General features: G+C 65.6%; 16 protein-coding genes. 4 read left to right on the top strand and 12 right to left on the bottom strand.

The window, feature by feature from the left end; translation table 11 throughout:
• Window positions 1-124: 124 nt before the first annotated feature.
• On the bottom strand, window positions 125-397 hold the full coding sequence (locus PPL01S_RS15445) for a helix-turn-helix transcriptional regulator (RefSeq protein WP_033743258.1): 273 nt from the start codon (window positions 395-397) through the stop codon (window positions 125-127).
• Between the two features lie 234 nt (window positions 398-631).
• Here PPL01S_RS15445 and PPL01S_RS15440 point away from each other — a divergent pair, with 234 nt between their 5' ends.
• A complete protein-coding gene (locus PPL01S_RS15440) occupies window positions 632-1327 on the top strand; it encodes a tRNA (adenine(22)-N(1))-methyltransferase (RefSeq protein WP_016394674.1) in 696 nt (231 codons plus the stop codon).
• On the opposite strand, the gene PPL01S_RS15435 is transcribed toward PPL01S_RS15440, so the two are convergent.
• A complete protein-coding gene (locus tag PPL01S_RS15435; RefSeq protein WP_016394673.1) occupies window positions 1328-1603 on the bottom strand; it encodes a DUF2790 domain-containing protein in 276 nt (91 codons plus the stop codon).
• Window positions 1604-1725: 122 nt separating this feature from the next.
• On the opposite strand from PPL01S_RS15435, the gene PPL01S_RS15430 reads away from it, so the two are divergent.
• The gene (locus PPL01S_RS15430; RefSeq protein WP_028625417.1) at window positions 1726-2658 is read left to right on the top strand and encodes a LysR family transcriptional regulator; all 933 of its coding nucleotides are present in this window, start codon (window positions 1726-1728) and stop codon (window positions 2656-2658) included.
• 3 nt (window positions 2659-2661) lie between these two features.
• On the opposite strand, the gene PPL01S_RS15425 is transcribed toward PPL01S_RS15430, so the two are convergent.
• From PPL01S_RS15425 to PPL01S_RS15415, 3 genes are all read right to left on the bottom strand, one after another.
• Window positions 2662-3213: a YbhB/YbcL family Raf kinase inhibitor-like protein gene (locus PPL01S_RS15425; RefSeq protein ID WP_028625418.1), complete on the bottom strand. Its 552-nt coding sequence runs from the start codon at window positions 3211-3213 to the stop codon at window positions 2662-2664.
• Between the two features lie 41 nt (window positions 3214-3254).
• Window positions 3255-3572 (bottom strand): hypothetical protein, encoded by a 318-nt coding sequence (locus tag PPL01S_RS15420; RefSeq protein WP_016394670.1) that lies wholly within the window; start codon window positions 3570-3572, stop codon window positions 3255-3257.
• Between the two features lie 135 nt (window positions 3573-3707).
• Window positions 3708-4955, bottom strand: coding sequence for an MFS transporter (locus PPL01S_RS15415; RefSeq protein WP_028625419.1), 1248 nt, complete (start codon window positions 4953-4955; stop codon window positions 3708-3710).
• A 152-nt stretch (window positions 4956-5107) separates the two neighbouring features.
• On the opposite strand from PPL01S_RS15415, the gene PPL01S_RS15410 reads away from it, so the two are divergent.
• A complete protein-coding gene (locus PPL01S_RS15410) occupies window positions 5108-5983 on the top strand; it encodes an AEC family transporter (protein WP_016394668.1) in 876 nt (291 codons plus the stop codon).
• Window positions 5984-5996: 13 nt separating this feature from the next.
• On the opposite strand, the gene PPL01S_RS15405 is transcribed toward PPL01S_RS15410, so the two are convergent.
• The gene (locus PPL01S_RS15405; RefSeq protein WP_016394667.1) at window positions 5997-6632 is read right to left on the bottom strand and encodes an SEN1982 family lipoprotein; all 636 of its coding nucleotides are present in this window, start codon (window positions 6630-6632) and stop codon (window positions 5997-5999) included.
• 335 nt (window positions 6633-6967) lie between these two features.
• Between PPL01S_RS15405 and PPL01S_RS15400 the strand changes: the two genes are divergently transcribed.
• Entirely contained in the window at window positions 6968-7423 is a 456-nt protein-coding gene (locus PPL01S_RS15400; protein WP_028625420.1) for an REP-associated tyrosine transposase, read from the top strand.
• Between the two features lie 187 nt (window positions 7424-7610).
• Here PPL01S_RS15400 and PPL01S_RS15395 read toward each other — a convergent pair whose 3' ends face one another.
• From PPL01S_RS15395 to PPL01S_RS15370, 6 genes are all read right to left on the bottom strand, one after another.
• Window positions 7611-9365, bottom strand: coding sequence for an L-lactate permease (locus PPL01S_RS15395; protein WP_016394665.1), 1755 nt, complete (start codon window positions 9363-9365; stop codon window positions 7611-7613).
• A gap of 124 nt (window positions 9366-9489) precedes the next feature.
• The gene (tssA, locus tag PPL01S_RS15390; RefSeq protein WP_028625421.1) at window positions 9490-10587 is read right to left on the bottom strand and encodes a type VI secretion system protein TssA; all 1098 of its coding nucleotides are present in this window, start codon (window positions 10585-10587) and stop codon (window positions 9490-9492) included.
• Between the two features lie 87 nt (window positions 10588-10674).
• The gene (locus PPL01S_RS15385) at window positions 10675-11193 is read right to left on the bottom strand and encodes an Hcp family type VI secretion system effector (RefSeq protein WP_008100157.1); all 519 of its coding nucleotides are present in this window, start codon (window positions 11191-11193) and stop codon (window positions 10675-10677) included.
• A 144-nt stretch (window positions 11194-11337) separates the two neighbouring features.
• On the bottom strand, window positions 11338-13833 hold the full coding sequence (tssM, locus tag PPL01S_RS15380; RefSeq protein ID WP_028625422.1) for a type VI secretion system membrane subunit TssM: 2496 nt from the start codon (window positions 13831-13833) through the stop codon (window positions 11338-11340).
• A complete protein-coding gene (tagF, locus tag PPL01S_RS15375) occupies window positions 13830-14738 on the bottom strand; it encodes a type VI secretion system-associated protein TagF (RefSeq protein WP_028625423.1) in 909 nt (302 codons plus the stop codon). Before tagF ends, tssM begins: the two co-directional genes overlap by 4 nt.
• Window positions 14735-18538 carry a type VI secretion protein IcmF/TssM N-terminal domain-containing protein gene (locus tag PPL01S_RS15370; protein ID WP_016394661.1) on the bottom strand — a complete coding sequence of 1268 codons (3804 nt, stop codon included), beginning with the start codon at window positions 18536-18538 and terminating at the stop codon, window positions 14735-14737. Before PPL01S_RS15370 ends, tagF begins: the two co-directional genes overlap by 4 nt.
• Between the last annotated feature and the right edge of the window lie 22 nt (window positions 18539-18560).

The raw sequence follows: 18560 nt of genomic DNA, 5'->3' as shown, positions 1-18560 counted from the left end.
CCCCCTAGCCCGGCTGCGTGTGCGCGTTGTCCGGGCTTTTTGTTGCGCGTTGTAGGAAGTCCGTGAGTGGGGGGTAGTTCGGCGCTGCGCTCTGACGGCACAGTCGCTATGGAGCGGATACAGTTCATGCTGGTGCTGTGGTGGCTTGCTTGCGGCGGGCTGCGCGGTCGGCTTTGCGCGACTCGATCCAGGCGTCGATCTCGCTTTTCAGGAAGGCGGTACGGGACACCTTGCCGCTGCCACGCATCTGGCCGATCACGATAGGGGCAGGGAAGTGCCCAGCCGCCACCCAGTGGTCCAGGGTGGCCCGACTGATACCCAGCGCCTCGCACAGTGGGGTAGGGTGCACCAGCGCGTCGGCTATCGGTGCAGGTACGTGGATTCTAGGGTTGCCCATCGTCGTTACTCCCGTAGGTGGTACTTTTGGGGGTTTACAGTTTGATGGTCTTAACTGAGTGCCCCGAGCTAGGCGGGGCGAGGTAGGCGAGGGTGCACTTGCAACGGAAGGAAAGCGGCAAGCCTACGCGAGCCCGGCGCAGCGGTCGAGCCACCGCCACCGTTTGGCCCGCGCACGTTGTAATACCGCGCCCCGACCGTCAGAATCGCGCCGATTGTGAACAAGGGGCTTGAGTTGAACGAACAGACATTGTCGATGCGCCTGGAGCGCGTGGCGGCCCATGTGCCGCAGGGCGCGCGGCTGGCCGATATCGGCTCGGACCACGGCTACCTGCCCGTTGCCCTGACGCTGCGCGGCGTCATCGAAGCGGGCGTGGCCGGCGAAGTGGCGCAGACGCCCTATGACTCGGCCCGGCGCAACGTGCGGCGCAACGGCCTGGAACAACGGGTCTGCGTACGCCTGGCCGACGGCCTGGAGGCGATCGAGTCGCAGGATCGCATCACGGCAGTCAGCCTGTGCGGCATGGGCGGGCTGACCATGTGCGAAATCCTCGAGCGCGGCAAGCAGCGCCTGAGCGGCAACGAGCGCCTGATCCTGCAGCCCAACGGCGACGAGCGCGCGTTGCGCGGCTGGCTGATGGCCAACGGGTATCGAATCGTCTGCGAAGAGCTGCTGCGGGAGAATCGTTTCGATTACGAGATCATCGTGGCCGAACCGGGTGACGGGGCGACCTACAGTGCTGAAGAGCTGTACTTCGGCCCGCTGCTGATGCGCGAGAAGAGCCCGGCATTCATCACCAAATGGCAGCGGATGCTGCGTCAGAAACAACAGACCCTGGCCAACTTCGAACGCGCCCGTGACGCGATCCCGCAGGAAAAGCGCAACGACTTCGCCCGCCAGGTCGGCTGGATCAACCAGCTGCTGGCCTGATCACAGCTGCGAGCAGTTGCCCATTTCCCGGTAATTGACCTCGCGGGTCTGGCCCTGGTGGTCGACATAGACCATGTGCGCGGTGCCCACCTGGCAGTCGGCGACGTTGCTGGCCGGGGTGATGGAAATGACCTTGGCCACATCCAGCGGCATGCCGTATTCGTAGTTTTCTGCGCTGACGGCCACCGGCTGGGTGCTAGCGCTGTCGGCCAGCGCGGCGAATGGGGCGAGCAGAGCGCTCACGGCGATCACGGCAGTCGAGCGTTTGGTGGTCATGACGGGCTCCTTTCAATGTTTTACCAATGATGTATTCATTGGTGATCCTCAATAAATGGGCTAACTCGTGATAGATTCCTGCCTGGAACGCACGAATAAGAACGCACAAGGAGCTCAGCCCCATGGACATGCTGCACGCCATGCGTACCTTCGCCCGGGTGGTGGAGTGCGGCAGTTTTGCCGCGGCCGCCAATGCCCTGGACATCTCGGCAGCGCAGGTATCGCGGATCGTCGCGGAACTCGAGAACCAGCTGCAGACTCGCCTGCTGCACCGCACCACGCGGCGCCTGCGCATGAGCGAGGCGGGCGAACTTTTTCTCGAACGTGCGCGGCAGATCATGCTGCTCACCGACGAGGCCATGGACGAGGCCCGCGGCGCCCACCTCACCCCGCGCGGGCGGCTACGCCTGCATTGCCCGCATGGCCTGGGCATGCTGCTGATGCCGCTGGTGGCCGGCTACAACAGCGTGTGCCCGGATGTGGTGATCGAACTGACCCTGTCCCAGCGCAACCCCGACCCCTTGGCCGAAGGCCACGACGTGGTGATCACCGTGGACGAGACCCTGCCGGACTCGCAGCTGATCGCCGTGCCGCTGGGCACCATCTTCAGCATCCCCTGCGCCGCGCCCAGCTACCTGCAGGCCCACGGCGTGCCCGAGCGCCCGGAAGACCTGCACGAGCATCGCTGCCTGCGCATGGCCTACCCGATGAACGAAGGTGACTGGGTGTTCCCGCAAGGGCTCGATCACTGCGTGATCGCCCCGCACGACAGTTTCCAGACCAATGTCGCCGACGCCATGCTGGTGGCCAGCGAGCTGGGCATGGGCATCGGGCTGTTGCCGTTCTATACGGCCAGCCAGTCCATCGTGCAGGGCCGACTGCGGCGCCTGTTGGCGCCGTACCGGCTAAGGGAAAGTGCCTTGTATGCGATCTATCCGTCGCGCCATTACCTGGATGCCAAGGTCAGGACCTGGATCGACTACCTGAAAGAGCAGCTGCCGGCGTTGTTCGCCGGGCACGAACGTATCGTCGACGATGCCCAGTACTGGCGCTGAGGCTCAGTGCCCGTAGCGCCCGACCAGGCTTTGCGCGCCCAGGGCATGGCCCTGCAACAGCTCCACCAGGCCGTTGCGGTCCAGCCCCTCGGGCAAGGTGCCGAGGGGAATGTCGGTGGCGATCAGGGTCAGTGCATAGTGGTGCGGGTTGTCCCCGGCGGGAGGGCAGGGGCCGCGGTAGGCGAGGGTGCCGCGTGAATTGCGCCCGACCATGAGCGTCTGGCTGGTCAGCCCGGCGGTGCCTTCTTTCAAGCCATCCAGCGCCGGGTCGATGTTGTAGGCGACCCAGTGCACCACCCCGACGCCCTTGCCACCGTCCGGGTCGAACAGGATCAGTGCCAGTGAGCGCGTGCCGGCGGGCAGGTTGTCCCAGCTCAATTGCGGGGTCTGCTCTTCACCCGCGCCGCAGGCCGGGTCGGTCCCGACCTGCTGCAGGGCGATGACGCCGTCATCGGTGAACGACGACGAACTGATCGACAGCGCACCGGCGCTGCCGCCGGCGGCCAGGGCAGTGCAGGGCAACAATGCGGCGAACAGCCAGGGCTTGAGGTTCATGGCGATTTCTCGGCGGGGCGATGCGCCGCAGTGTAGTCCAGTCAGCGGCTGTCCTGGTCTTCTGCGGTGCCGCCGCTGTGCCCGGCGCCGGAACCGGTGGCTTCGCCGGTGCTGTTGGAACCTCCCGCCGCGCCATCGGCGGCGTCGGAATTGCTGCCGGTGTCGCTGCTGTCGTTGGCCTTGCCGCTGCCGGGGCTGTTGACGCTGCTACCTTCACCGGCGGTCTTGCCGCCTTGCTCGTCGGTTTTCGGATAGGCGTCGGTGTTGGTGGTGGAAGTGTCCGAGGCGGCAAAGCTGCTGGCACTGCCAAGGCCCAGGGCCAGGGCGAGCAGAAGGGCAAGTGGGCGAATGCGGATCATGGCGAAGCTCCTGTGCGGATGATCTGTCATTCGTTTGGCTGGCGGGGGATGGCAGGGTGCCCGTCGGGCGACGGGCGGTCAGTCAGGGCCCTATCGCCGGCTTGCCGGCGATAGGGCTGCATAGCAGCCCCACCATCAATGCGCCCGCTGAGCCTCCACAGGCTCCAGCGGCGGATGCTCCTGCGCCGCATGCATCAGATCTTCGGTCACCCGCAACTCCGCCCCCGTCGGCGAGAACGTGGTCGAGGCAGTAAACGGCGCCGGATGCTCGGCCGCTGGCCGCTTGCCCCGGCGCCACAGGAAGAAGCACACCATTGCCAGGTTCACCACCGCAAACGCCCAGAACAACCCCGGCTCGCCAAACTGCGTCATCACCGGCGAAATGGCCAGCGGCGCCATGGCCGAACCCAGCGAGTTGATCAGCAGCAGGCCCTGGATCATCGGCACCAGCGCATCGGACGGCGCCCGGTCGGCAGCATGGCTGACCGCCACCGGATACAGCGCGAACACCCCGCCCCCGAGCAGGAACAGCATCGCCGGCAGCAGCGCCGAGTGCGAGGGCAGGAACACCGTGACCAGCGACAGCACCACGCACAGCGCGGCCAGGGCGATCAGCACGTCCTGGCGGTCTTTGCGGTCGGACCAGCGCCCCACCGGGTATTGCAGCAGCATGGCGCCAAGGATCACCCAGGCCATCATGCTGCCCACTTCACCTACATCCAGGCCGATACGCTGCAGGTACAGCGGCAGCAGGGCGTAGATCCCGGCGATGGCCACCCCCGAACCGAAGCAGCCGACCAGCCCCGAAGGCGCCACGCCAAGCAGCTGGCGCGGCTTGAGCGGTTCGACCTGGTCCAGCAGCGGCGAGACCCGTGGCAGGATCACGATCGGCAGCACCGACAGCGCGGCGAGCATGCCGGCCAGCATGAACGGCGCGCTGTCGCTCAGCTGCGCAGTCACGCCCAGGCCGGCCTGGGCGATCACCCCGGCACCATAGAAGGCGATCATGTACAGCGCCAGCAGCAGCCAGCTCTCGATCACCAGGAACACGCCGACCGCCGCCCAGCCGTTGATCAGGCGCAGGATCGACCACCAGGTGGTGTCGTAGAACAGCCCCTGCAGCAGGATGGTGGCGGCGATCAGCGAGGCGAAGCTGGTGTAGGCGCGGATGTGGCCGATGCGCAGGATCAGCCGGTCGTTGAACACCGCACCCAGGGTCAGGCCGAGGAAGTAGCTCGACGAGACGATACCGATGGTGGTGGCCGATTCGCCGGCAGCGCCCAGGCGCAGGGTGGTCAGGGAAGACATGAAGCCGTTGCCCAGGGCAATGATGAACAGCCCGAGCAGGGGTGCCAGCGCCATGGCCAGCAAACGCGGAGACATAAAAACCTCAAAGGGGGAGAACGCAGTTGCCGGCAGTGGCGGCACAGGGGAGTAGGACGCGCGATTCTAAGGTGTAGGAATGATTTCCCCAAGGGGCCTGGCCCTGCGGCATAATGACGCCTTTGCGCAGCTGATCCAGGGAAGGAAGGTTTATGTTCGCTTCGCTGTTCGCGGTGCTGGCACCGGTCTTCATCGTCGCCGGCATCGGCTATGCCTGGGCCCGATCGGTCCTGGACTACCCCACCCAGTTCGTCGCCCGGATGGTCATGAGCGTCGGCACACCCGCGCTGGTGCTGGCGACCCTGAACCGCACCCAACTCGATCCCACTGCTTTCACCAGCATGGCCCTGGCCTGCCTGCTCTGTACTTTGCTCATGGCCCTGGCGGGGTTGCTGGTGTGTCGCCTCAGCCGCCAGGACTGGCGGGTATTGCTGCCGGCGTTCATGTTCCCCAATACCGGCAACATGGGCCTGCCGATCAGCCTGTACGCCTTTGGCGAACAGGGCCTGGCATTGGCGATGGCGTTCTTCCTGGGACTTTCGATCGTGCAGTTCACGGTCGGCATGGCCATTTCCGGTACCACGGCGTCGTTCAAGGCGCTGGTCAGCAACCCCATCGTCATCAGCCTGGCCCTCGCTTTGCCGATGATCTTCTTCGATATCCACCTCCCACGCTGGGTGGCCAACACGGCAGAACTGCTGGGCGGGATGTGCATTCCCTTGATGCTGCTGACCCTGGGCGTGTCGCTGGCCAGCATCCGCCCACAGCACATCGCCAGTGGCCTGCTGCTGGGCGGTGTGCGGATCGTGCTGGGAGCAGGGGTGGGGTGGGCGGTGGGCGCCGCTCTGGACATGGAGCACTTGCAGCGGGCGGTGCTGATGGTGCAGTCGGCGATGCCGGTGGCGGTGTTCAACTACCTGATGGCGCTCAGGGCCAATCGATCGCCGGAGCAGGTGGCGAACCTGGTGATGTGTTCGACGATACTGTCGTTCGCCTGGTTGCCGCTGGTATTGGCCTGGTGGATGTGAGCCTGTCCGGGCCCTATCGCCTGGCGACCAGCCCTTCGTGCACCCAACCGTGCTGGGTCAGCACCATCACTTGTTTCTCCCTGGCCGGTGTGTCGCGGGTAGCCAGCGCCTTGTCCAGCTCACCGATGGTGGCCTTCACCTCGGCATTGCTCGCCCAGTCCGGCAACCCGGTGATGGTGTAGGCAAAGGTCACGTCGGAAACCGTCTGGCCCATCCGCTTGGCCGGCTCGCTGAACTGCTCGACCGCCGTCACTTCGGCCTTGCCGAAGCACAGGCCTCCGTGGGTCTGGCCATCGGACAGCTTCTGCGCATCGGCCTTGTAGTACTTGCGGCCCTCTTCGGTGAGGTCGTAGGCGTAGTAGATGTCCGTGCGTGCCTCTTGCCACAGCCGCTTCGGCACTTCGACGCGGGCGATTTCCTTTTCTCTGACGATGCCGACCCCGGCCAGGGCATGCAGCGCCTTGTTGTTGCCGGTAACGTCGAAGTCCTGGGTCCGGGTGGGGAAGTCGGTGACCACGAAACAGTGTGGATACTGGGTGTCGAGGTAGGACTGCGCGGCTTTCTGGAAACTGGCCTTGCTGACGTCCTGGGTTTCCGAGCAGCCGACGAGGCTGGCGAACAAAGCCAGCGGTACGATCTTCCTGTGCATGTTGAAGCGTCCTTGGGTTGCGCAGATAAAACAGTCGGCGGCATTAGAACCCACGGTTTAGAGAGGCGCAATCGTGGCAGGACGGCATCTCGACGGTGTTCACGTTTGGCTAGTCTTGGGAGTTGTGGTGCGGTTGAGATCGAGCGCCGCCCGCGCGGCGCATCGCGGGCAAGCCCGCTCCTACATTTGTTGCAACGTACCTATGCCTGATAGGCCATGGTTGTCAGCCATGGGACTGTGCAATTAGCGGGGTTACATGGTGAAAAGCTAATTCCTTGGAGCGAAGTACCCATGTGGCTACTCTGCCAAGGACATGTCAGTTCAAGGATGACCGCATGCCCGATCATAGAGGTTGTCTGCTCCGCCAAGGCAGATGTTCACAACCCGGCAGACTCTACCTGCTTACATCAGTCACCCACTGTCGTAGTCCCCTGTTCCGTGACTTTCACTTTGCCCGGTTGGTGACCAAGTCACTTCGACAAGCTGACCAGGACCGCGACTGTCTATCACTGGCATGGGTGATCATGCCTGACCATGTGCACTGGTTGATCGAATTGCAGGACGTCACCCTGGGCACGCTGATGTGTCGGTTCAAATCCAGATCCAGTCACGCCTTGCGTAAAGCAGGTGCAAGGGCCGTGCCCGTCTGGCAGGCGGGCTACCACGATCATGCGTTGCGCCGTGAGGAGGATGTATCGAGCGCCGCGAGATACATTATTGTCAACCCGGTAAGAGCGGAGCTGGTGAGCAAAGTTGGCGATTATCCGCACTGGGATGCGATCTGGGTGTAGGGGGGCCGGCTATTGGCGCCTGGAAGTCTCCGGCGCCCCCCCCAATTCGCGTCATGCCCACAAGGCTGACAACCATGGCCGACCAGGCATAGGCACGTTGCAACAAATGTAGGAGCGGGCTTGCCCGCGATGCGCCGCGCGGGCGGCGCTCGATCTCAACCGCGCAACCGCCCCACCGTCGAGCCCATCAACCGCCCACCACCATCGATGTGAACGGCGCCACATAAGCCTGCAACGTCACCAGGCACCCGACCAGGATCGCCAGGATGATCGAATGGAAGAACACATAGCGCAGGATCTCGCCCTCATGCCCATACCAGCGGGTAGCGGTGGAGGCCACCACGATCGACTGTGCATCGACCATCTTGCCCATCACCCCGCCGGAGCTGTTGGCCGCTGCCATCAGCACCGGGCTCAGCCCCAGTTGTTCCGCGGTTACCCGCTGCAGCCCGCCGAACAATACGTTGGACGCGGTATCCGAACCGGTCAGCGCCACCCCCAGCCAGCCGAGCAGGGTGCCGAACATCGGGTAGAAGATGCCGGTGGCCGCGAACGCCAGCCCCATGGTGGCGTCCAGCCCGGAATAGCGCGTAAGGAAGCCCAGCGCCAGCATGGCAACGATGGTGATCAGCGAGTAGCGCACCACCCACAGCGTGCGCAGGTACTGGCGCCCCAGCTCCAACGGCGAGTATCCCATCAGCAACCCGCCGAGGATCGCCGCCAGGAAGATGCCGCTGCCGGTGGCGGTGAACCAGGTGAACTTGTACTGAGCGTCTTCCTTCTTCGGCGCTGGCACCACCGGCGGCACTTTCTCGATCTGCTGGTGGATGGTGTCGAAGGTGAAGATCGGGGCGAACACCGGGTTGCCCTCCCGCAGCGGCTTGCCCTGTGGGTCGAGCATGGCCGCGCCGGTGGCCGGGTCGAGCGCCGGGCGGGTGTCGAACAGGTTCTTGAAGCTTGCCGTGCCCCAGGCGAACACGAACACGGTGAGGATGATCCACGGCATCCAGGCCTTGAGCACGCTGCGCTGGTCACGCTGGGCAAAGGCTGCGCTGCCGCCGGGGCTGTCGTCGGCCTCGACCTTGGAGTCGTCGACCCGGCCGGTGAGGGCCGCCGAAGTGTGCACCGTGGCCGGCTTCCAGACCCGCAGGAAACCGGTCAGGCAGGCCATGGAAATCAGCGCGGCGATCACGTCCACCAGCATTGGCCCATGGAAGTTCGACACCAGGTATTGCGGGACGGCGAAGGTGACCCCGGCCACCAGGATCGCCGGCCACACCTCGAGCATCTTGCGCCAGCCGGCGAAGGCCCAGATCAGCCAGAACGGCACGATCACCGAGAAGAACGGCAGCTGCCGGCCGACCATGGCCGACAGCTCCATTTCATCCAGCCCGGTGACCTTGGCCAAGGTAATGATCGGTGTGCCCAGCGCCCCGAAGGCCACCGGTGCGGTGTTGGCGATCAGCGCCAGGCCCGAGGCCGCCAGCGGCGAGAAGCCCAGGCCGATGAGGATAGCCCCGGTCACCGCCACCGGCGTACCGAAGCCCGCCGCACCCTCGAAGAAGGCGCCGAAGCAGAAAGCAATCAGCAGCAGTTGCAGGCGACGGTCATCGGTGATGCGCGCCAGGGAGTCCTGCAGCACCTTGAACGAGCCGTTCTCGGTGGTGAGCCGGTGCAGGAAGATGATGTTCAGCACGATCCAGCCGATCGGCAGCAAGCCGTTGGCCGCGCCGTACAGCGCCGCGGAGCCGGCCATGCCGGCCGGCATGCCGAAGGCGAAGATCGAGATCAGCAGCGCTGCGCCCAGGGCGAGCAGGGCGGCGATGTGGGCTTTTATATGAAAGAACGCCAGGGCTGCGAGCATCACCACCACCGGCACGGCGGCCATGAGGGTGGAGAGCACGGGGCTTGAGAACGGATCGTAGATTTGCTGCCAGACCATTTGCCACCTCGTTTGTTGTTGTGTGAGGTTTCGCGTTTTTTGGGCAGGTTGGCATGCAGGGATGCCAGGGGGAGTATAGGAAAGGTTTTTGCCTGCAGTTGATGTTGTGAGGCCTAAGCAGTCATCAGGAGCGCTGTTCGCGCGTGCCCAGCACATCGCGGATGTTGTCCACTACATTGCTGTCCTTGATCACATCGCTCAGCCAGCCTTCCAGCGGCATGTTGCCCCACTTGATGGCGCGTTCGATCAGGTACGGCACCGGGCTCTGCGGTTCGCTCTGCTTGAAGAATTGGGCAATGCCCGCGAGCATCGTGAAGGCTTCGTCGCGGTTCAGCGGGGTAGTGCGCATCACTGCAGGGGCTGCAGCCTGGGCGGGACTGTTCATCGCTTCTCCTGGCTCGGCGTCAGCGCTGGCGGGCGCTACGGGTACGGGCCGCGCCACGGCGAGCGGGTGCAGTTCGACGCCGCGGTCCTTCAGCAGTTTTTCTGCCAGCTGCCCCGCCCGCGACAGCATGTCGGCAAGGCTGGCAAAGCTTGGCGCCTCGGCGCCGAACAGGCGGTCGGCGGTGGCCTGCAAACGCTCGCAGGCCTGCAGGCTCTGGGCAATCTGCAGGGCCTTGGCGCGCAGGTGCTCGGTGTCGCTGAGCACCACCGAGCGCTGGAAGATCTCGGCGTTGATCTTGCCTTCGGCCAGCGCCGTCTGCATCGCCTTGGGGTTCTGCAAGGCGAGGTTTTCTACATGGCGTGATTCGTCGTAACGCAGCACGCCGAAATGCTGCCCCTGGGTAACGGGCAAGCCACCGGTGATGTCGGTGAGGGTGGTCTTCAGCCAGGCCAGGCGTGCGGCACGTTCGTCCAGGCCGTCTTCGAGCGAGGGGTAGGCGCTGTCCCAGAAACTTTCGAGGATGCGCTCGGCCAGGCTCAGGCCAAAGGTGATGCCCTGGAAGTGATCGCGCTGGGCCAGGCCTTCACTCAGCCAGGCGACCAGCATCAGGTCCTTGCTCTGTTCGGCAAGCCCCTGGGCGGACAGCTGGATGACCTTTTCCCAGTCGGCGGTCTTCAGGTCGGTCTGCCAGTCGCCCTGGGTCAGGTAGTCAGGGTCTGCCCGGCGCGCCTCCTTGATCTGGTCGAACAAGGCGGAGAAGCTCAAGTCTTCGCCGCTGCCACCGTCGATCGGCGCGGCCAGCTCGGCCAGCGAAAGGTCATTGAGGATTTCAGACATAGGACACTCTGATCAGGGAAGAAGAACACCGCGCCGGGTAGCCCGGCACGGTGTGGGATGCGGGCCGCATGCGCGACCCACTGCTGCTTAGGCGAACACTTTGTTCGCGGTGCGGTCCCAGCCGCCGACGATGTTGCCGCCAGCCTGGCCGTCGGTACGGTTCTGCTGGGTGTAGGTGGTCTTGATGCGAGCGAAGTTGAAGCTGATTTCTTCGATCGGCAGGTCGCTGACCGCCTTGTCTTCACCGCCCTGGTTGCCACCGGCGACGAAACGTACCGAGGACACCACCACTTCTTCCATGTCGATGGTCAGGTAGGTGACCTTGTCGCCACCGGCACGGTTGACGTTCAGCTTCAGCTTGGCGATGTGCTTGCCGGTGCAGCAGTGCTCGAACAGTTTGGCCGAAGCCTTGTCGACGGCTTTGCGGATCTTGAAGTCGGTCAGCGCCACGCGCTCGGAAGAAGCACCGCCCGAGGAGCTGGCAGTGGCCGAAGTGGCCTGGGTGGCGCCGTACTCGTAGCCCAGCACTTCGATCCAGTCCTTGTGCTTGTCGTCCAGTACTTCGCCTGGGATGCCGTCGATTTGGATATACGCGTCAAATGCCATTGTGAAACTCTCCATTAACATCAGTAGTAGGGCGCTCATGCGTCCCTTGCTGTTGACCTCGCTGACCAGGTCAGCCGAGGTAGCTTGCCGCCCGCCGAGCTTCCTCCAGTGAGGCTCGGCTGGCCGGTTCTTGCAGGCGCGGCCTCAGTTGAGCCCGCGCACTTCGATTTCTACCCGCCGGTTGGGCTCCAGGCACTTGATCAGCTGCGCTCGTGGTTGCTGCATGTCGCAGTTGACCAGCGGCTTGCGGCTACCTTCGCCCTGGGCGCTGACCAGCTCCGCGGGCACGCCCTTGCCGACCAGGTAGGTGCGGATGGTCTGCGCCCGCTGCCGGGAAACCTGCAGGTTGCCCTGGGCATCGCCCAGCTGGTCGGCGTGGCCGGAAATCACGATCTTGCCGATATTCGGGGTGTTCAACAGTTTGCTGGCGATGGCGCTCAGCTGGTTCTGGCCTTCGCTCTTGAGGCTCTGGAAGTCGGCGCGGGCGAAGGCGAACAGGGTGTCCGACTCCAGCGTGATGGTCTCGATCGAGCGCAGCGACTGGGTCAGCAGGCTGTTGATGTAGTTGCGCGAACTGGACATCAGGAAGGCGTTGTCGAGGATGCGCGGTACATCCGGTTCGCGGATCTGATCGGCGTAGAACACGATCTGCCGGCTGGCATAGGCGTAGTCCTGGTTGGCCGCGCTGTCGGCGGCGGCGGTGGCCATGGTCTTGCCGGTGTGGCGGGCGATGGCCGGGTACCAGTAATCGGGCATGTGCGCCTTGAGGAACGCCGGGTCGGCCTTCTCGCGCTGGGCGGGCGAGAGCATCACGTAGGTGTCCAGGGCCGCCTTGCCGAAGTCGGCGATCGACTGGGCGCGGTTGTCGTGGGGCAGGGCCTCGGCCTCGACGCTGTCCACGCCGCTGACCGGCTGCAGCACCGGGCTGTTGCGCTGGTAGACCTTGAGCGTGGTCAGCAGGTACAGGGTGCGGGTGAGGTTGTCCGCAGTGGGCTTGAGCATCACGTTCTGCAGGGTCGCGAAGTAGCGCGCGCGCAGCACCGGCTCGACCTTGTGGCCCTGGTACAGGCCCAGGCGCATGCCCAGCGGCACGGCCTGGTCGTGGTGTTGCTGGTAGTAGTGCCCGGCCCAGAAACGCAAGCGGTCGAGGCTCTGCCAGGCGGCGTACTGCCCAGGGTTGGCCTGGTCCTCACGCCTGGCCTGGGCCAGTTCGTCGGCGATGCTGCCCAGCGTTGCCCGGTTGTTCAGGTACGACCAGCCCCACAGGCTGCACAGCAGCAGCCCCGCCAGGCTGGCGGCGCCGACCCAGGCGGCCTTGCGCTGGCGCTCGCGGCGGTTGCTGGTGTACAGCGCCACCAGGTGCTGGTCAGGGATGATCACCTTGCGGAACAGGCTGTTGATGAACAGCGGCGCGGGCTGGCTGCCGGCAGCGGCAGCGCCGTGGTCGTGCTGCAGGGCGAAGCGTTCGGCCACCTGCTGGCCGTGGCTGCCCCACGGGGTCTCTTCGGCCTCCAGGGCGGCAGTGAAGTAGAAGCCGCGCAGCAGCTCGGCAGATTGGTACGGGTTGGCCTGCAGCAGGCTGTCGACAAAGGCTTGCAGGCGCGGCTTGAGCGCAGCCAGCTCAAGCGGGAAGCGGTAGGCGGCATCGTTCTGCCGGGTCAGCTGGATGTCCTGCTGCACCAGCTGCTGGCCTGCCACCTGTTGCCAGTAACCGCACAGCTCGTCCATCGCCTTGCCGAAACGCTGGCCCCAGTCGGCCTGCTCATAGTGCTTGTGCGAGAAGGTCTTGCCCATCACCTCGCCACGCGCCGCGTCGTCCAACTGGCGGTAGAACGGGGTGAAGCCGGGGATCAGGTCGCACTTGGTGAACACCAGGTAGATCGGCAGGCGCACTTCCAGCAAGGCGCAGCTTTCCTGGATGCGCTCGCGCAGGCGCTTGGCCACCCGCACCTGGTCCTCGGTTGAACCGTGCAGGATGTCGGCGATGCTGACGCTGACGATCAGGCCATTGAGTGGCCGGCGCTGGCGGTGCTGGCGCAGCAGCTGCAGGAAGCCGCGCCACTTGCCGGCCTCTTCGGGGCTGTTCATGTAGCGCCCGGCGGTGTCCAGCAGAACCGCATCGGCGCTGAAGAACCAGTCGCAGTTGCGCGTGCCGCCCAGCCCCGCGACGCGCATGCCTTCACGCTCGGCGTAGGGGAAGTTGAGCCCCGACTGCAGGATCATGGTGCTCTTGCCCGCCGCCGGCTGGCCGATCACCAGGTACCAGGGCAGGGCGTACAGCGCATCCTTGGCCGCGGTGCCGCGCGGGGCATTGCCGTGCAGGCGCTCGATGCCCTGCAGCAGGCGCTCGCGCAGCAGGCTGACCTCCTCGCGGTCGGCGGGCGTGGCATTGAGGACCGCCTGGTCGGCGTCATCGCGCAGCAGGGCTTCGAGGTTGTGATGCTGGCCGGCGCCGCGGTACAGCAACAGTACGTAGCCTGCCGACAGCAACAGGAACACGCCGATACCCGCCAGCAGGCTGTGCAGCGAGGCGAAGCCCAAAGCACGGCCGATGCCCCAGACCAGGAAGATCGCCAGGAAGAAGGCCACCCCCAGCAGGTAGGGTTGGTAGCGCAGGCAGTAGTACTTGATCTTGTTCATACAGGCGTCGCATCCAACGCATCGACGAAGCGGTCGATGACGTGTTCAAGGGGTCGGTCGAAATCGTGCCCGTGTGCGCCGGGCGCCATCGGGCCGAGCAGGCCCAGGTGCTGGCGCGCATCGGCCGTGGCGCTGAGCAGGCGGTAGGCGGTGTTGCTGTGGCGCGAGGTGAAGCCGTACAGCCGCGGGTGCATGAAGTCGTCCGCCAGCAGGCTCACTGCCGGGCCGCCACGGCGGCCACTCATGCGCGTCAGCCAGGTCTGCCACAGGTCGGCCGTGGGGTTCTTCAGGCCGCGTTCGGCCGGCAGCGGCAGCTCGATGCCGCCTTCGAAGTCGCTGTGCAGCAACGGCCAGGCAGCCTGCAGCCGCGACAACGCGGTGGCGCCGTCGAAGGTCGGCCAGGAGCCCTGCAACGCCCGGGCGACATCGGCAAAACTGAAGTCATGCAGGAACTTGGCATGCACCCGACGGAACAGGTCCAGGTCCTGGCCCTGCAGGGGGCGCAAGGCCTTGATGCGCTCGAACACGGTCGCGCAGTCCGCACCCTGTACCGCCTGGTGCAGCAATGGCTTGATCTGCGCGCTGAACAGCTCGCCGAGGGTGAACGGGTTGGGCAGCGCCTCGCCTTCCTGGCCCTTGAGCAGCTGGAAGATGAAGAACGGGTAGCGCCGGTCGCTGGCATCGCGCGAGCTCAGCAGGCCACCGAGCAGCCAGTTGCCATTGCGCGCCCGGTAGCTGAAGAAGCACATCGGCAGGGCGTCGAACAGCGCCTGCCAGTCTTCGCGGTGGCGCATCGCCGCCAGCGAAGCCTGCAGCCAGGCATCGAACTCGCAGACCTCTTCAGCCGCACCATGCAGGCTGACGAAGTCCGCGCTCGACGGCAGCTTGCCGAAGCAGCCGATCATTGCGCGCCCCTGTCGTTGAGCGCGCTCAGCGCCTTGACGTCACCCAGGTCGGTCAGCTTGACGCCACCGAAGTTGCGCACCACCAGGCTGACCCGGCCGCTGGCGGTGTTCCAACTGAAGCGCTGCTGGATGCCGTCCAGGTCGTCGACCCGGGCGCTTTCGTTCATGCGCAGCAGGCCCCAGCGGCCCGGGAAGTCGAACACCGTGACCCGCGCGCCACTGAGGGTGACCACGTCCAGGCGCGCGCCCGGGGCGTTGCTGCTGCCCGGCCAGGCGAAGCGGCTCCAGCTGCTGCGGCCGTTGCGGTAGTGTTGCTCTTGGCCGTCGAGGGTGAAGACGATGTCGGTGAAGCTGGTCGACGGTTCGAGCATGATCTCGAAACCGTTCTCGCGGTCCGACAGGCTGGCGATCACCTGGCCCACCGAGCTTGCCCTGTCGATGCTGTTGAGCATGCCGGGGTTGACCAGCGCCGGTCCCTTGCTGTTGCCAAGGCCCAGGCCTTCGCCACCGGACAGGTTGCCGATCTCGTTGCGCTTGAAGGTCGGCAGCAGGCCGCTGTCGGGGTCGACGAAGCGCTGCAGGTCCTTGACCGAAGCTTCGTTGCGGCTGCCGCTGGCGATCGGGTAGCGGTGGGCCATGACCTGCTGCCAGGGCTTGGCGATCTGCTGGGCCCAGGCCTTGGCGATCTGCTGGCCGGCCGGGTCGCGCAGGGTTTCCCAGGCGTACTGGATGGGCAGGCTGAACAGCCCCTGCAGCGAGCGCGACAGGCCGTCCTGGCTGGTGTCGACGCTGGTTTCCACGTAGTTGCGCACGGTGGTCACTTCGCTCGGCTGGCCTTCCAGGGTTTCGGCGATCAGCTGCTTGCTGCCCTTGCCGACGTCCTGGGAGCGCTGGATGTTGTTCATGCGCACCTTGAGCTTGCGCAGCGCGGCCAGGTAGCGGTCCATGATGGTGCTGTCGGCGCCTTCGGCATTGCTTTCGGCGAACACCCGCGCCACCGGTTCGAAGCGCTTGGCCAGGCTGCCATCGTCGACCGCCGGCAGGCTGGGCGCCACGGCATCGGGCAGGGCGTCCTTGGCGTCGAGCAGGCCGGAGACCTTGCTCCAGAAGCCATCCACCCGGGCGTTGCCGGTGGCCGGCAGTTCATGCTTGACCGGCAGGTCCCACTGGGTGTTGTCGTTGACCGCGGCCAGCAGGTTCTTCACCGGCGAGTTCTGCACATCGCTGTGCAGCCCCAGCTGTTCGGTGGCCGAGGCCAGGTCGGCGAAGTGACGCACGCCGACGCTGCTGACCATCTTGTACCAGGCCTGGGTGTAGTCGCGCTTGTAGCGGGTCATGAACTCGCGCACGAAGTTGGCCTTTTGCACGATGGCATCGCCGCCTTCGCCGTCGAGCACCCAGTCCGATTCGTTCTGCAGGTTGCCCGACACCAGCTTGATCAGCTCGGGCTTGACGAAGGTCTCCCAGCCCTGGCGGGTGTAGATCGCCGGCACCCCGGCAGAGCCGTAGAGCAGTGCACGGCCGGGTTGCGGCACCAGGTCGTTGAGGCTCAGGGCCGGGAACTGGCGGCTCGACTCCAGCTGCAGGCGCAGGTATTCACGGTCGACCAGCGAGCTGGAGATCATGAACGACTTGAGGTTCTGCCGGGTTTCGCCGATCAGTTGTTCGTTACGTGGCAGCGAAGGGGCCTGGCCCTGTTCCAGCAGTTGCACGTACAGCGGCGCGTTCTCGGCGATGACGCCCTCGTCGGCCGGGGTGCCCTCGGTGGCGGCGTTGGCCCAGGCCTGAGGCAGGCTGGCGGCGACGAAGGCCGGTTCCGGGTGGGCCTGGGGCTCGGTCAGCAGCAGGTACAGCTTGAGGGTGTTGTAGGCGTCGATGATCGAGGCGACCTGCTGTTCGTCCAGGCGCCCGAGCATTTCTTCCGACAATGACAGGCCACCAGTGGTGGCCGACAGTTCGGCGGCATCGCTGGCGGTGGCCAGGTTGACCTTGGCGGCATAGGCGCCGGCGCGGGTGTTGGCCAGCGCGGCCTGGGCCTTGGCGGCAACCCGAGGTGCCAGTGGCTTGCCGTTGCGTTTCTTCGGTGCCGGTGCCGGGGTGAATTCCAGCGCCTGATTGATGCCGTTGGCGAAGGTATTGAAGGCACGCATCTGCACCTGCAGGTTACGTGCGATGGGCTCCAGGGCCTGGCTGCGCAGTTGCGCCAGGTAAGCGCTGCGCGCCACCTGGTGCACCGCCTCGCCGTGGTACAGGCCGGCACTCAGGCGCAGCGGCACGCCTTGCAGGCGATGGCCCTCGGCGGTCGCCATCTGCTCGCGCAGCACTTCCAGGCCTTTTCCCGCGGCCAGCAACTGCTCGCGGTCGGCCGACTGCTCGATCTCGGCCAGTTGCCCGCGCAGGCTGTCCAGCCACTGGCGGTTGTTGGCGAACGACAGTGCCTGCCAGCCGATGAACGCCACCCCGGCGGCAGCGGCCATCCCCAGCAGCAGCGGGCTGAACGCCGCCTGGCGGCCCAGGCGCGACTGGTACAGGGTGAGGTCGCGGTCCGGGAAGATCACCCGGCGGAAGGTGTCGGTAATGAAGAAGCTGCGGTTGCCTGCCGGTTTCTCGCCGGTGTGGGGCGCCTCGTCCTGGGCGACCTGCAGGGCGAAGCTGTCGGCGATGGTGTCTTCGTACACCGGGGCCAGCTGCTGGTCGGTCTGCAGGGCGCTGGTGAAGTACAGGCCGCGCAACAGCAGCGGCGCGCTGCCGTGCTGGCTGCGGATGAAATGTTCGAGGAACTGCTCGAGCACGCCTTCGAGTTCGGCGAAATACTGCGGGAAGCTGATCAGGGTGCTGTCGGCCGCTGCGCCCAGGCTGACCCTCTGCGCATCGACATGCTGGCGGATGTGGGCCTGCAGGTTCTTCAGGCGCGTTTCGAGTACAGCGTGCAGGCCCAGGTTGCGGATCTCGTTCAGGCCGAAGGTCGTTCCCAGCGGCTGCTGGCGCTGGTGCAGGTCAAGGCCCTCGAAGGTCTGGCTGAAGCCCGGCAACTGGTCGGTCTTGCTCAGCATCAGGTAGATCGGCGGGTTGGCGTCCAGGCATTCGGCGTATTCCTGGACCCGTGCCACCAGTTGGGCGGCCAAGGCTTCGCGCGCCTCGCTGTTGGAGGTCAGCAGTTCCGGCAGGCTGACCACCAGCACCAGGCCATTGATCGCCGCCTTGCCGCGCTGCTTGCGCAGCATGCGCAGGAACGCCGCGAACTCGCTGGCCGACTGGTCGTCGCGCAGGTAGCGGCCGGCGGTGTCGATCATCACCGCGTCGGGGCTGAAGTACCAGTCGCAGTGCTGGGTGCCGCTTTCGCTGTCATTGGCGGTGGCGATGCTGGCCGACAGGCCCGAATGGGTGAGCAGCGAGGTCTTGCCGGCCGCCGACATGCCGAGCACCAGGTACCAGGGCAGGTCCGACAGCGCGGCCTTGCCGCCACCGCCGGCGGAGCGGTCGGTGCGCAGCATGGCGATGGCGTGCTTGAGGCGTTCGCGCAGCACGTGCTGGTCGCGGAATTCGCCGGTGGCGTTCCACGAGCGGTCGACCTCGATCTGCAGCAGGTTCTCCAGGTTGTGTTCGGCACGGATACGCTGGTACTGGCGCAGCACGATCACCAGCAGGAAGCAGGCGCTGACGATCGCCAGCGCTTCGGGTACATGGTGGCGCAGCCACGGCACCATCGGTGCCACCAGCCAGCAGATCAACAGGGTCGCCAGCCACAGCAGCGGCAGCAGCACCCAGAAATTCTTCAACAGACGCAGTAATGTTTTCATGTCTTCCTGACTCGGCTACCTG

Origin of the sequence: Pseudomonas plecoglossicida NBRC 103162 = DSM 15088 (assembly GCF_000730665.1) — a bacterium.
Taxonomy (GTDB): domain Bacteria; phylum Pseudomonadota; class Gammaproteobacteria; order Pseudomonadales; family Pseudomonadaceae; genus Aquipseudomonas; species Aquipseudomonas plecoglossicida.
The sequence above is the reverse complement of the archived record's forward strand: the minus strand, read 5'-3'. Positions and strand labels throughout refer to the sequence as shown.

Coding starts and splice junctions, on each gene's coding strand:
- PPL01S_RS15430 (WP_028625417.1), top strand. CDS start 1,726: ATGGACATGCTGCACGCCATGCGTACCTTCGCCCGGGTGGTGGAGTGC.
- PPL01S_RS15400 (WP_028625420.1), top strand. CDS start 6,968: ATGCCCGATCATAGAGGTTGTCTGCTCCGCCAAGGCAGATGTTCACAA.
- PPL01S_RS15420 (WP_016394670.1), bottom strand. CDS start 3,572: ATGATCCGCATTCGCCCACTTGCCCTTCTGCTCGCCCTGGCCCTGGGC.
- tagF (WP_028625423.1), bottom strand. CDS start 14,738: ATGATCGGCTGCTTCGGCAAGCTGCCGTCGAGCGCGGACTTCGTCAGC.
- tssM (WP_028625422.1), bottom strand. CDS start 13,833: ATGAACAAGATCAAGTACTACTGCCTGCGCTACCAACCCTACCTGCTG.
- PPL01S_RS15410 (WP_016394668.1), top strand. CDS start 5,108: ATGTTCGCTTCGCTGTTCGCGGTGCTGGCACCGGTCTTCATCGTCGCC.
- PPL01S_RS15425 (WP_028625418.1), bottom strand. CDS start 3,213: ATGAACCTCAAGCCCTGGCTGTTCGCCGCATTGTTGCCCTGCACTGCC.
- PPL01S_RS15370 (WP_016394661.1), bottom strand. CDS start 18,538: ATGAAAACATTACTGCGTCTGTTGAAGAATTTCTGGGTGCTGCTGCCG.
- PPL01S_RS15395 (WP_016394665.1), bottom strand. CDS start 9,365: ATGGTCTGGCAGCAAATCTACGATCCGTTCTCAAGCCCCGTGCTCTCC.
- PPL01S_RS15415 (WP_028625419.1), bottom strand. CDS start 4,955: ATGTCTCCGCGTTTGCTGGCCATGGCGCTGGCACCCCTGCTCGGGCTG.
- PPL01S_RS15405 (WP_016394667.1), bottom strand. CDS start 6,632: ATGCACAGGAAGATCGTACCGCTGGCTTTGTTCGCCAGCCTCGTCGGC.
- PPL01S_RS15445 (WP_033743258.1), bottom strand. CDS start 397: ATGGGCAACCCTAGAATCCACGTACCTGCACCGATAGCCGACGCGCTG.
- PPL01S_RS15435 (WP_016394673.1), bottom strand. CDS start 1,603: ATGACCACCAAACGCTCGACTGCCGTGATCGCCGTGAGCGCTCTGCTC.
- PPL01S_RS15385 (WP_008100157.1), bottom strand. CDS start 11,193: ATGGCATTTGACGCGTATATCCAAATCGACGGCATCCCAGGCGAAGTA.
- tssA (WP_028625421.1), bottom strand. CDS start 10,587: ATGTCTGAAATCCTCAATGACCTTTCGCTGGCCGAGCTGGCCGCGCCG.